This is a genomic window from Arthrobacter sp. FW306-07-I (assembly GCF_021800405.1).
In the GTDB taxonomy this organism is placed as follows: Bacteria; Actinomycetota; Actinomycetes; order Actinomycetales; family Micrococcaceae; genus Arthrobacter.
Map to the genome: position 1 here is coordinate 2843903 of NZ_CP084550.1, position 12781 is coordinate 2856683.

The 12781-nt window shown below is 60.1% G+C and carries 11 protein-coding genes; 5 read left to right on the top strand and 6 right to left on the bottom strand.

The window, feature by feature from the left end; all coding sequences use genetic code 11:
* Complete coding sequence (locus LFT46_RS13160; protein ID WP_236798887.1) at positions 1 to 414, top strand: DUF2304 domain-containing protein; 414 nt, start codon at positions 1 to 3, stop codon at positions 412 to 414.
* A gap of 59 nt (positions 415 to 473) precedes the next feature.
* Here the strand turns inward: LFT46_RS13160 and LFT46_RS13165 are convergent, their stop codons facing one another.
* Positions 474 to 1355, bottom strand: a complete 882-nt coding sequence (locus LFT46_RS13165; protein WP_236798888.1) for a glycosyltransferase family 2 protein — start codon at positions 1353 to 1355, stop codon at positions 474 to 476.
* A gap of 238 nt (positions 1356 to 1593) precedes the next feature.
* Between LFT46_RS13165 and LFT46_RS13170 the strand changes: the two genes are divergently transcribed.
* From LFT46_RS13170 to LFT46_RS13185, 4 genes are all read left to right on the top strand, one after another.
* Positions 1594 to 2523, top strand: coding sequence for a glycosyltransferase (locus LFT46_RS13170; RefSeq protein ID WP_236820053.1), 930 nt, complete (start codon positions 1594 to 1596; stop codon positions 2521 to 2523).
* Positions 2520 to 3263, top strand: coding sequence for a glycosyltransferase (locus tag LFT46_RS13175; RefSeq protein ID WP_236820055.1), 744 nt, complete (start codon positions 2520 to 2522; stop codon positions 3261 to 3263). The genes LFT46_RS13170 and LFT46_RS13175 overlap by 4 nt, the downstream gene beginning before the upstream one ends.
* Positions 3260 to 4309: a glycosyltransferase gene (locus LFT46_RS13180; RefSeq protein ID WP_236820057.1), complete on the top strand. Its 1050-nt coding sequence runs from the start codon at positions 3260 to 3262 to the stop codon at positions 4307 to 4309. Before LFT46_RS13175 ends, LFT46_RS13180 begins: the two co-directional genes overlap by 4 nt.
* Positions 4310 to 4450: 141 nt before the next feature.
* Positions 4451 to 5662 (top strand): lipopolysaccharide biosynthesis protein, encoded by a 1212-nt coding sequence (locus LFT46_RS13185; protein ID WP_236798892.1) that lies wholly within the window; start codon positions 4451 to 4453, stop codon positions 5660 to 5662.
* Positions 5663 to 5679: 17 nt separating this feature from the next.
* Here LFT46_RS13185 and LFT46_RS13190 read toward each other — a convergent pair whose 3' ends face one another.
* From LFT46_RS13190 to glf, 5 genes are all read right to left on the bottom strand, one after another.
* Positions 5680 to 7701, bottom strand: coding sequence for a DUF6541 family protein (locus LFT46_RS13190; RefSeq protein WP_236820059.1), 2022 nt, complete (start codon positions 7699 to 7701; stop codon positions 5680 to 5682).
* 106 nt (positions 7702 to 7807) lie between these two features.
* Positions 7808 to 8533, bottom strand: coding sequence for an ABC transporter ATP-binding protein (locus LFT46_RS13195; RefSeq protein ID WP_236798894.1), 726 nt, complete (start codon positions 8531 to 8533; stop codon positions 7808 to 7810).
* The gene (locus tag LFT46_RS13200; protein ID WP_236798895.1) at positions 8534 to 9415 is read right to left on the bottom strand and encodes an ABC transporter permease; all 882 of its coding nucleotides are present in this window, start codon (positions 9413 to 9415) and stop codon (positions 8534 to 8536) included.
* Positions 9412 to 11436 carry a glycosyltransferase gene (locus LFT46_RS13205; RefSeq protein ID WP_236798896.1) on the bottom strand — a complete coding sequence of 675 codons (2025 nt, stop codon included), beginning with the start codon at positions 11434 to 11436 and terminating at the stop codon, positions 9412 to 9414. The genes LFT46_RS13200 and LFT46_RS13205 overlap by 4 nt, the downstream gene beginning before the upstream one ends.
* Positions 11433 to 12620: a UDP-galactopyranose mutase gene (gene glf, locus LFT46_RS13210; RefSeq protein ID WP_236820061.1), complete on the bottom strand. Its 1188-nt coding sequence runs from the start codon at positions 12618 to 12620 to the stop codon at positions 11433 to 11435. Before glf ends, LFT46_RS13205 begins: the two co-directional genes overlap by 4 nt.
* Between the last annotated feature and the right edge of the window lie 161 nt (positions 12621 to 12781).

The window sequence follows — 12781 nt, forward strand, 5'->3', positions numbered from 1 at the left end:
ATGGCCACCCTCGTTGGCTTCATTTTTGTGCTCGTTATTTTGCTTATCATCTTCGAGATGCTGCGGCGCCGTCACCTGCGGGAGAAGTACGCCGTCATCTGGATCATCATCGGCGTCGGCGTGCTGGTGCTGGTGGCATTTCCCCAGCTTCTCTTCTGGTCCAGCAGCGTGCTCGGAGTCAAAGTTCCATCGAACCTTCTGTTCGCGATTGCACTCGTACTGCTGGTGTCGGTCTGCCTGCACCTCTCCTTCGAGCAGTCACAGGCGGAGGATGAAATCCGGGTTCTGGCGGAAGAGGTAGGCATTCTCCGCCTCAAAGTGGAGGAACTCGAAACGGGCCGGCTGCAGGGTGGCAATGCCGCCGGCGGTGGGCAGCTTCCGCCGGAAGTTCGCCCCCAGGAGCCAACGCCTTAAAAGGACCAGGTGGCTGCTCGGTATCACCGGGCAGCCACCTGGCCGTTAAACGAAACTTTCTACGAGACCACGTGTTTCAACAGCCTCGGCAGCGAGTCTGTTTTCCCGATCATCAAAGACCGGGCCACCAAAGTAGCGGCGTTCAAGCGTGATGTTGTGTGGAAGGCCGCTGCCCGTGCTGTGGCGTTCCACCCAAGTTCGCGGAAGCGGCGCGCCTGGCCCTCAAAGAAGGCACGTTCTTCATCGAACCGTCGCCCGTCGAGGGCCTTGACCGACGAGTCCGACGCCGAGTGCCGGCGGTAGAGGAATGACAGGGTGGGGTCTACCACCATGGAACCGCCTTCGGCCGCGATATCAAGCAGCAAAGCGAGGTCCTGGACCACATGCAGGCCTTCGGTAAACCCGATACGACGGATTACGTCCGTTCGCCACGCCAGAGACGGGAAGTAAGCCCAGTCCGCACGGACAAGGCTAGTGGCCATTCTTTCACCCTGGAGCAGCACCGTCTCTTTGGTGGACGGAGCGTATACCTTCTTGACGATGTCCACGAGAGGGGAGCAAGCGCGGCCCTGCTCATCGATGACCTGCACACCCGGCTGCACAACGCTCGCCTCGGGATAGGCGTCAAACGCGCGGGAGACAACGTCGAGATAGTTGGGCAACATAATGTCGTCCGCGCCCATCACGACGACAATCGGCGCTTCAGCCAGTTCGAGCGCCTTGCGGTAGTTGCCATTGGCGCCGAGGTTTGTTTCGTTCTTCCGGTACGTTACCCGGGGGTCGGTCATTGATTCGAACCAGCGCTGGGGTTCCGGGCTGGGGTACCCGTCGTCGACCACGATGAGACGCCAATCCTCGAACTGCTGGCTCATGACGCTCTGGGCCGCAAGTTTCATCAGGTCGACGTCCCCATAGTAGGGAAGCAATACATCAATGGCCATGTGCCAGGTAGGTCCTTTTCTTGAAGATACAGAGTGTTGGATCTGTCTGCCCGGAGATGAGCACCTCGACAATGCTACCGCGTCGCCACTGGCCGCCCCTTTCCGGAAGCCTGTTCGACTTGCTGGAAGAGGCAAATGGAGGCCCCTCTGAACCGACGATAGACTGGAGCCTGCTGTCTGACAGTTCCCTGACGCATTGGAACGGTCTATTTGATGAAGCGAGAAGGAACGATAAGACGTGACGCACCGGAGTGACCCGCGTGTGGCGGCTGTTATTTCAGCCTTCCACCCTCCCCAGGACCTTCCCCAGAGGGTGAGAGACCTCAGCAAGCAAGTCATTCACACGGTTGTGGTCGACGACGGATCGGACCTCGAGCGGAACAGCAGCGTGTTGCGGGAATTGGAAGACCTCGGTTGCACCGTAATTCGGATGCCGGGCAACGTTGGAATTGCGGCAGCACTGAATGCAGGTATAGAGGCCGCGATTGAGTCCTGGTCCCCCGACTTCGTGGTGACCCTCGACCAGGACTCTGCCCTTGATCCTGGCTACATCGCAGCAGCTCTGGACACGTATGCGGAAGCCCGGGCCAACGGCATCAACGCCGGCCTGGTGAGCGCCCAGTCGCATAATGGCCTGAACGTCCCGCTGCTCACCAAAAGGGCTCGTTTTCCCGAAGCGTTCGATCCCCTCCAGTCGGGAGCCGTTATCCCGGTGTCCACTTTCAAGACTGCCGGAATGCTTGACGAGAGGCTTTTCATCGACTGTGTCGACTCCGAGTTCAATCTTCGTGTGAGGTCCCACGGGCTGGCCACCCTGGTCGGAAAGGGATGCAATATGACGCATGCGTTGGGCCACGCACAGCCTATGATGCTTTTCGGCTGGCACGTGACAGTGTTGGGCGTCAAGCGCCACGTGCATTCGCATGCCCCTTTCCGGGTGTACTACATGACCAGGAACAGCATCTACCTCTGGCGGCAGTATGGTGCGAGATTCCCTGTGTGGCTGATCCGCAGACTCCGCTTCCAGGCCGAAAGCGACGTATTCAGGTTGCTTTACGGAGCCAACCGAAAAGGACAGTACCAGGCATTTATCCGGGGCTGTTTGGACGGGTGGCTCGGACGCCTTGGAAAGATTGACGCCGCCTTCCAGCGGAAGATCAGCGCATGAACGCGAATGCGCCCGTGCGGGTCTCCGTTTGCATGGCAACGTACAACGGCCAGGAATTTGTTGCGGAACAAGTGGAATCCATCCTTGCGCAGTTAACTTCCATGGACGAACTCATCATTGTTGACGATGCGTCCACTGACGGCACGCTCGACGTCGTCCGTGGCTTCGACGATCCCCGCATCGTCTTCCTGCCCAGCAAGGAAAACAGGGGGTACGTCGCCAGTTTTGAAAAGGCGATAACCGCCAGCAGGGGCGAATACATCATGCTGTCGGACCAGGACGACGTGTGGCCTGCCGGACGCGTGGAAACTCTGGTCAACGCCCTTCAAGAGAAGAACTTTGCCGCAAGCAACTTCACCGTTTTCGGAGGCCCGGCAAACAGGTACCACAAGATTCAGCTGAAAGAATCCGACAGCCGGCGGTGGGTGGCAAACATCATCACCACCTGGATTGGGGTGCGGCCATACTACGGGTGCACCATGGCTTTCCGTGCTGCCGCGAAAAAACTGATACTTCCTTTTCCGGACTTCCTGACCGAGACGCACGATCAGTGGATCGCCATCGTGGCCAACCTTAACCAAGACATGATCCATGTTGAGGCGCCGACTGTTGCACGCCGCCTGCATGACGAGAACACGACCCCCAAGTCACGCCGGCCCACCGCGGTGATTCTGCGTGCGAGAATCATGCTTCTTCGCGCGTTCTTCGTGGCCCTGGGCAGGAGGGTCCGGACCAGATGACCTCCGGGCACAATGCAGACTCGATACTCCCCTCCCCGGACAGCTACGCGGGCAGCTTCGGTGCGGTGGCACTTGCCGCCTACCAGCCGGACGAGCCAATGTTCGCCCGCCAGCTCAAATCCATCCAGGCGCAGACCCACAAGGACTTTGTTTGCCTCATTTCCGTGGATGGCGATTACCAGCCTGTTGAGGCCATGGTGCGCCGGGCATGCGGCGACGATGCGCGCTTCCAGGTGCTCGGCTACGAAAGCCGGCTCGGATTCCACCACAACTTCGAGCGTGCCCTGGAAGCAGTCCCGGAAGCAGCGCGCTGGGTTGCCCTCAGCGACCAGGACGACTATTGGTACCCGGGCAAACTCGAAGCATTGCTCCCCCATCTGGATGATTCCGCACTGGTGACAGGCCAGGCACGGGTAGTGACACCGGAGATTTCGACAGCCGATCAGGATCCTGCGAAAGGAACCCTGACCGACAGGCGCAACGTCGGTGCCGCCGACCTCATTGCCAACAACCAGGTGACGGGGTCTCTGTGTGTGTTCCGCCGCGAACTTCTTGACGTAGCCCTCCCCTTTCCATCGCTCGCTGCGCCGTCCCAATATCACGATCACTGGATCGGACTCTGTGCGCTTGCTTTCGGGGGAATCAGCATCCAGAACGACGTGTTGCAGGACTACATCCAGCACAGCGGCAATGTGGTGGGCGAGTCGCGGCAGAGCCTGCCCACGTCGATCCGCAACACCCTTCGGTTCGTCAAGCGCTATGAAGGAAGCACGAGGCCCCGCAGTATCTGCAGCATCATCTATAAGACAGGACTTGGTTGGCGCACGCTCATGGCCCGGACCCTGCTGGAACGGTCCGGGACCGTGGACCAATCTTCCTGCCCCGGCTTGCAGGAAGCGCTGAGGACCTATGGGCAGCCCCGAGCTTGGCGCCTGCTTCGTTGCCTTTTAGGTGGCGTGCTCCGTAAGAACGTGGCACCGATCCGCGCGTTGGAGATTTACCTCGGTGTGATTCTCCCGCGGATGCCGCTCGGCACGGCCACTTAGTCAAAGCCGGCCCCTGCCCCTGCTGCGGGTTTCACCGTTCCGCGGCAGCGGGTGTCCGGGCGACGTTCCGGCTCCCTCTTGGAAAAATACGGTCACGCCACGCAGCAGGCTTGCAGTACTAATCGAAGGAAGTGCTTGAGTATGAAAGCCGTGTTGTTGAGGCTTGCCGGTTTTACGGGCTTACCCCTGTTATCGCTCGTAACGCCGTTCCTACTCCTGCCCATTTTGTCCCGAGTTGCCGGAGAAGGAGGTTGGTCGAGCCTTGTATCCGGGCAGGCCATCGGCGCCTTTGGTGGTGCTGTGATTGCCTGGGGATGGACTACAGTCGGTCCGGTCGAAATAGCCCAGAACCCCTCTCCTCTCCACAGAGCAGAGGTTTACAGGGAGAGCATCAGAACCCGTCTGGTCCTCTCAGCGGTGGTATTTCCCGCGGTCTTCGCTTTGGCGTGGCAGTTGGCTGCCCCCGAGCATCGCTATGACGGCGCAGCAATGTCCCTAACGACTGCAGTGGTTGGCCTGTCACCGGCATGGTTTTGCATAGGGGTTGGAAAGCCAACGCTGCTTGCGACCTTTGATACTCTGCCCCGGGTGGCGGCAACCCTTGTTGCGGTCCCAACAATACTGGTGACCAAGGAGATCTGGCTCTATCCAGTCATACTGCTGGCTGCTGTTGGGATAAGTCTTGTGGTCTTCCACAGACTCGTTGTTACGGAGAGGGGCAAAACGTTCACCTCTTGGCGTGGAACCACTAAGCATCTGCGCGGCCAATTCGGGCCGGCAGCGATCAGTCTCTCCGGTACCACGTACGCTGCAACACCTGTTCCGATCGCCCAGGCCTTCATTCCCAGCACGGTAGTGGCAGGGTTCGGCTCTGCCGATACCATCTACCGCTTTGGCCTCTTCTCGGTGATGGCTTTAGGCAATACCTTCCAGGGCTGGACTCTCGAACCGCAGGCCTCCAGCGCCAGGAAACGCCATACAGCCGCCGTCGCAGCCCACTTTGCGCTGGGCCTGGCTGGAGCTGTCTTCCTTGCCGCACTCGGTCCATTGACGTCGGAAATCCTGTTTGGTTCCGCTAACAAGGCCAGCCAGGCAACATGCGCACTCTACGGAGCCTCGTTTTTGTTTATTTCGGCCAGTTCTCCGTTTATTCGCAATCTCCTGTTGCCGCATGGCCGCCAGCGGCTGATTCTGACTTGGACGGTTATTTCGGCCGTCATCGGCGTAAGCCTAATGTTCTCAACTGCAATCGCGGGGTGGATAGATGGGGTCGCGATGTCAATGGCAATCAGTGAAGCAGTCCTTTTCCTTGGCTTACTGCTCCCTGGTCTCAGGACGCTTAGGGCTATATAAATTCCAGGCTGCGCACGTCAGCTATCACACAGGTGCAGCTTGTAGAGCTTCGCTTCGCCTTCCGAGTCTTCCAACGTCGCCAGGCCGGAGGCGATGAGGTTGTCCAGCCCCTTGTATCCGTTGTCCCTGCCATGCACTTCACGGTGACCAAAATCCAGGATGTAGTCGATGTTCAGCTTCCGGACCGCTGGGCAGGTGGCGGGATCATCTTTCGCAGGAGTAGGGCCGTTCAGGAGTGCTGCAGTCCCTTCTGGAACGGCACTGAGGATGTGCAGTTGGATCAGTTTGCGGTCGGCAAGCGCGTAGGCGAGTGAGCTGCCGTTCCATGGGTTTCCAACCAGGACGGCATCCTTCGGCACTTCGTTCGGCAGCCGGTCAATCAGCTTCAGCTCATCCTGGGAGACCAGAGGCGAATCCGCGGCCAGCCGGTAGGAGCCTGCCATCGCATCCTGCGCCTGGCGCACATTCGCCCGCTGCGTGGCCGCACCCAGGGCCAGCACCATGAGGAGGCCGGCAACGGTCGAGTACGTCGCTACCTGACGAACGCCGGCGCGATCAGTTGCAGCTCCTTCAGGCCTTGCCAACCGCTTCCGCTGCAAAGCCTCCATACCCCTCACGCTGCTCTTGAAGAACAGATCCCAGATGCAAACTGCCCCGCGGGAGGCAAGCGGGATTGTCACCAGTGGCAAGAGCGCAGCAAGCCTCGGCGGGTCGTTGTACCAGATACCGGTCCAGTACATCCTGAACTGGTCGGCGGGAAACGAACTGACAACCACGAACAGGAAACCCACCACAGCGTATGTACCCAGCCACCACAGCTGCCGGCGGGACCTAATTGTCACGTAGATGCCGATAAGGGTCAGCGCCAGGACGGCCCAGCCGACCGGGCGTCCGATCGCCGAACTCGCGATCACCTCGCCGATGGCCTGTCCCGTGGTCTCCACGGGGGGCCAGAATGCCGCCTCGGCTGGAGGACGAACAAGGTTCCACAGAAGGCGGACAACCATTACGGTGCCCACCAGGACGGCGACCAGCGCGGCGAGATTCAGTGCGCGCCTGCGGCCGCGCGACGACGCAAGCGTCCGCGCCACCAGACGGACATAGACGTAGGCGGCGGCCGGCGTCATCATCGCTATCCAGGCCATGGCGGCGCTGGGGTGGGCAAGGGAAAGACCCGGGAGCACAGCGAGCAGGACCAGCACCCCAATGAACCTGGAGCGAATCGGTGCTGGCGACAAACCCAGTACCTCCACCGATATGCCCACGACCAGCGGCAAGAGTGCAACCGCGAGAAAGTTTGGGTAGAGCACCCCAAAGTCGAGGAGCGAGATTGGGAAGGCGCCAAAGGCTGCCGAGAGCACGCCGGCGGAGATGCAAATTGCTGGACGGTTCCCCCAAATAGCCTGCGCAAGGTAGATGCAGCCAAGCGGCCAAACCAAAGCGGCCACCACAATATTGACGACGTTGACGGACGCGGGTATTCCTCCTCCACCGACGCTGACAAGCAGCGAGACAAGGTCGTGCCAGGCAGCAGGATATGACGAGGCGCCCGTCATCGCATTAAGGGTCAAGGACGAGCCGGAACCCGTATCGAGGATGTACCGGATGGCGTTCAGGTGAAAAACATTGTCGAATGTCTGGGAAAAGGACTCCGGTTGCCCAATGGCTTTGATTAGTCGGCGCGAGACGAGCACCGCGGCCAGAATAACCGAGACCGCCGAAACAGCAAGGACACTCCACTGCGGTCTGCCACTGTGTCTGGCCCCAACTTTGTTGCTTTTCCGCGCAACCAAGAATGATGCAGCAAGAGCGAGTCCGGTCATGACAGCGGTTGTGCCCAGCACGGGAAGCAACGACCAGGAGAGCCCCAGGAAGGGAGCTGCAACAGCCGAAATTGCGACTATGGAGACGCTGATTCCCGGGGCCAGGGCGAAGATGCGGAGTCCTTCGAGGCGGGCTGCAACGGCCACGGCGAGCCCCGGAATGAACAGCAGAACCAGTGCGAGGAGAAACTGCGGTACTGCGTCAAACCAGGACAAGAATCCTCCGAAAAGTTACCGGCACGCGGGCCGAAGCGGCACCTCGTACCGCTGATTGTCAAACAAAATCTGCAAGCAGCTGATGACCTGCTGCGAATTGCGCCCGTCAGGCTCTCAGGATCGAGACAGCCTCGTGAATGGGTCCATCAAATTTCACGTTACCGTGCTCCATCAGGATTCCCCGGTCACAGATGCGGGAAACCAGATCCAGGTCGTGGCTCACCACAACGAGTGTCTTTCCCTCGTGCGCCAGTTCCTGGATCTTGTCGATGCACTTACGCTGGAAAGGCTCGTCACCGACCGCGAGGATCTCATCGATCAGGAAGACTTCCGGGTCTGTATGCACTGCGACCGAAAAAGCCAGGCGAAGGTACATCCCGGAAGAGTAGAACTTAACCTCGGTGTCGATGAACTGGCCGATTTCGGAAAATTCGACAATATCGTCGAATCTCTCGTTGATCTGCTGTTCCGTCATTCCCAGAATGGCACCGTTGAGGAACACGTTGTCCCGCCCGGAGAGGTCGGGGTGGAACCCGGCGCCTACTTCGATGAGTCCCGCAACCCGGCCCCTCGTCTTTACCGTCCCCGTGTCTGGAAGCATGACGCCCGAAATATGCTTGAGCAGAGTGGACTTGCCTGAACCGTTCAGGCCCAGGAGCGCCACCGTTTCCCCCGCTTCGATGTCAACAGAAACGTTTTTGAGGGCGTGGAACTTCTCGGACAAATCCCCCTTGCGGCCCTTCAAAAGCCAAACGACGGCTTCCTTGATGGACCGGGTATGGCGCAGGACAAACTGCTTGCTGATATCGGAAACTTCGATTGCCTTAACCACTTAGAGCTCCTGCGCGAAACGGCCCTCAAGGCGCCGGAAGGTGAATTGGCCCAGCAGGAGGATGGCAAGGGCCACGCCGAGCCCAACGAAGAGCCAGAGACTGAAGAGATTCGGTGGCATGGCGACCGATCCGTCCGTTGTGGGGAACCAAAAGGCGTAGTGGAACAGTTCCACTCCAATCGTGATCGGGTTTGCCTGGTAGACGGCGAACCACCCTGGGCCAAGCTTCTCCTGGACCATGGACCACGCATACATCACAGGGGAAGCCCAAGTGGCAATCATCAGGAGCATGTCCACCAGGTTCTCGGAGTCGCGGAAGTAGACGTTGGCCGCCCCGAACAGCAGACCGAGTCCCGTTGCGAGCAGAGCCACGATAACGAAACCCGCAACCGCAGCCAGCAATTGAACGAGGTTGGGATGCCAGCCGGCCAGGACACACCCTATGACCAGCACCACCAGCTGCGGGAAGAAGTGCACGGCCGACACCCAGACGGAAGCAACGGGAAAGAGCTCGCGCGGAAGATAGATCTTCTTGATGAGGTTTCCGTTATTGACTATCGACCGTGCGGCGTTGCCCAGGGCCTCGGTGAAGAAGTTAATCAGGACGATGCCAGAGAACAGGTAGACCGCATAGTTGGAAAGCCCTTCCGGGTTCCGCGCACTCCGTTCAAGGCCGAGGAAAACCCCCAGGGCCACGTAGAAGACAATGAACTGCACTCCCGGCTTCACGTATGACCAGAGGAGTCCCAGCACAGATCCCCGGTAACGCACCTTGAGTTCCTTGCGGACCAGCAGCTTCAGCAGGAAGCCGGACTGCCTGATGTCCCGCAGGCCACCGCCCAGTCCGGGAGTAGTTAGCTCACCGGACGCAATTGCGCTCACTTGATCTCGTTCTGCGTGTGTTGCTCGAACGTCTTCCTCCAAGACTCCATGGAGGTCAGCTCCGAAACGGCGGCTTTGTACTTCTTACTGAGGGCAGGCCACTCCTTCAGCAGTGCAGAGTGGAGCTTGGCACTTTCGGCCAGCATCTTCCTCAGCTGCTTGGGATCACGCCGGTACCAGGAAGCTCCTGTGCCTTCGGCGTTGGACACAACAGCGCTGTCATACTGCGCCATCCGCCACCACCGGTTGTCCTGGTGCGCAACTGTGGTCTGCGGCCGTTCGGCGTTGGTGCCCTTGACCGGGCTCGCGAGTTGCCGAACGACAGTCTTGGCCGCCCATGGCAAGAGAGTCAGCTTCCGTGGCTGTGACGGTCCGTGGCCCCGGCGTGGAGGTTTGTCCATTTTGGGTGCGGGGAAGTCATCAGGATCGGGCCGGAAGACCGCGTCAGAGTGTGCAGACATCATGCTGCGGATCTGCGGCAGCTTGGCGGACAGCAGCCCTGGCAAGGCATCCGGGCCCTTCAGCACATCTTCCAATGCCCACTGCCGGCCCTGCGCTGTGGCGTACTGCATCGATACGAGGTGCTTAACGTCGGCGTACTGCGACTCCTTGATGACCCTGCCGCCGAACTCGTAGGGGCTGTGCAGGAGCGCGGCCACTACCCGGTTGCGGGCGTGGAAGTAGGCCTGCCAGCCGACAAGGTCGTCCTTGTCGATCCACGAAACATGCCAAACGGCTGAACCAGGCAGGGACACCGTCGGGTAGCCGGCGGCCTTGGCCCGCAACCCGTATTCGGAATCGTCCCACTTGATGAACAGCGGGAGTGACAGCCCGATTTCACGGATTACCTGGGTGGGGATGAGGCACATCCACCAGCCGTTGTAATCGACGTCGCACCGCCGGTGCAGCCAGGGGGTCTGGCGAAGGTTGGACGACAGGAAGTCGTGGCCCAGGATCATGTCCTCGCTGGGGAGCGACGGCTGGAACCGGTAAGGATTGACCACCTCGCCGAAGGTATGCAGCACGGTGCGGTTGTACAGGTCGAACATATGGCCGCCGACGAGGGTCGGCGTCTTGCACCGGTCCGCGAAAGTCAGCAGGCGAATGATGCTCTCCGGTTCGACAACCACGTCATCGTCCATCAGCAGGGCGTAGTCGCTGCCGTTCTCTACAGCTTCAAACATGCCGCGGGCGAACCCGCCTGAGCCACCCAGGTTGGACTGGTTGATGATGCGCAGCTTGCCGTTCAGGGACCGCTTAACCTCATCGAAGCCCGCTGCGTCGGCAAGCTTCTGCGTCCCTTGGTCCACAATCAGGATTTCCTGCACGTGGGCAAGTGCTTCTTCGCTTTCGGCAAGGAGGCGCAGGTTGTTCAGGCAGAAGTCCGTCTTGTTCAGGGTGGTGATTTGGAGCGTAACTGACCCCGGCGTCGTTTCGACCGCCGCTCCCTGCCACTCGGCGTCGAGCATAATCAACGGCTCTGTACCCGCAAGCAGGTCAAACCAGTACCATCCGCCATCACCGAAAGGCGCGAGCGAAAGCTCAAAGGTGCTTTCCGCCGTGCCTTCAACTCTCCGGGTGTCCACCCGCTGCAGGGACCCGCGCGCATTCGACTTGTAGACGATGACGGAGCCGGCCCCTTGGGTCCGGACCTGCAACCGGACCTTGTCCACCGTGGTCCACCGCCGCCAGTAACTGGCCGGGAAGGCGTTGAAGTAGGAACCGAAGGACACCCGCTCGCCTGAGCGGACAGACGTTGAGTGGCGTGAAAGGAAGTCTTCCACGTGCGCTTCCTTGGTGGGGCTGCTGATGGTCCGGGCCTTGTTCGCCTTCCCGTCCCGGTCCCCGGCAGTAGGCAGTTGGATACCGGTAGCGGTGCCCATATCCATGTACAGGGGCACCGTATCCATCTGGCTCGCGCTGGGCAGGATCACGCGCTGAAGCGTCTGCCACGCCTGCTGGGTTTTGGCCGTATCAGTCTTCACGGACTTCTTCGTCTTGTTGTCGGTAGGCACGCTCATGCGTCAACTCCCCCGCTTTCAAGCTGTACGCCGCTTTCGAAGTGCGGCCTGATCTTGTTATCGAACATGCTCAGCGCGGACCCGATGGCCATGTGCATGTCCAGGTACTTGTAGGTGCCCAGCCGGCCGCCGAACAGGACGTCCTTCTCGGCCGCTGCCAGGTCGCGGTACTTGAGCAGGCGCTCCCTGTCCGCGGAGGTGTTGACCGGGTAGTAGGGCTCGTCGCCCTTTTCGGCGAAGCGGGAGAACTCACGCATGATGACCGTTTTTTCGGTCTGGTAGTCGCGCTCCGGGTGGAAGTGCCGGGGCTCGATGATGCGGGTGTAAGGAACGTCGGCGTCGTTGTAGTTCACGACGGACGTGCCCTGGAAGTCGCCCATCTCCAGGACTTCTTCCTCGAAGTCGATGGTGCGCCAGGACAGGTCTCCCTCGGCGTAGTCGAAGTACCGGTCAACCGGCCCTGTGTATACGACCGGGATATTGCCCACTACCTTGTTTTTGCTGTACTCGTGGGATTCGTCGAAGAAGTCCGTGTTGAGCCGCACCTCGATGTGGGGGTGCTCCGCCATCTTTTCGATCCATGCGGTGTAGCCGTTGGTCGGCAAGCCCTCGTACTTGTCGTTGAAGTACCGGTTGTCGTAGTTGTAGCGCACGGGCAACCGGGAGATGATGCCCGCCGGCAGGTCCTTGGGGTCGGTCTGCCACTGCTTGCCCGTGTAGTGCTTAATGAATGCTTCGTAGAGCGGGCGCCCGATGAGCTGGATGCCCTTGTCGTTCAGGTTTTGCGGGTCCGTTCCTGCCAGTTCGCCGGCCTGCTCCTGGATCAGGTCCCTGGCCTCGCCGGGGGTGAGGTTGGCCCGGAAGAACTGGTTGATGGTGGCCAGGTTAATGGGCAGCGAATAAACCTCCCCCTTGTGGACGCCATAGACCTTGTGGACGTAGTCCGTGAAGGTGGTGAACCTGTTGACGTACTCCCACACCCGCTCGTTGGAGGTGTGGAAAAGGTGGGCGCCGTACCGGTGGATTTCAATCCCGGTCTGCTCTTCCTTTTCGCTGTACGCGTTTCCGCCGATGTGGTGGCGACGGTCGATGACGACGACCTTCAGGCCGAGCTCAGTGGCGGCCTGTTCTGCGATTGTCAGGCCAAAAAAGCCGGACCCTACGATGACGAGGTCAGCGGTCACAAAATCTCCTGGTTCGAATGCGGGCAGCGCAATCGTGCGCATTGTCTGCTGCTCTAGCCTACCCGAGGGACTGCACGGGCCGTCGAATCAGCCGCTCGCTGTGAGCCGGCACACAGGCCGCATCAGGCAGGCGCAACTACTCTTTTATCCACATAGAGCGT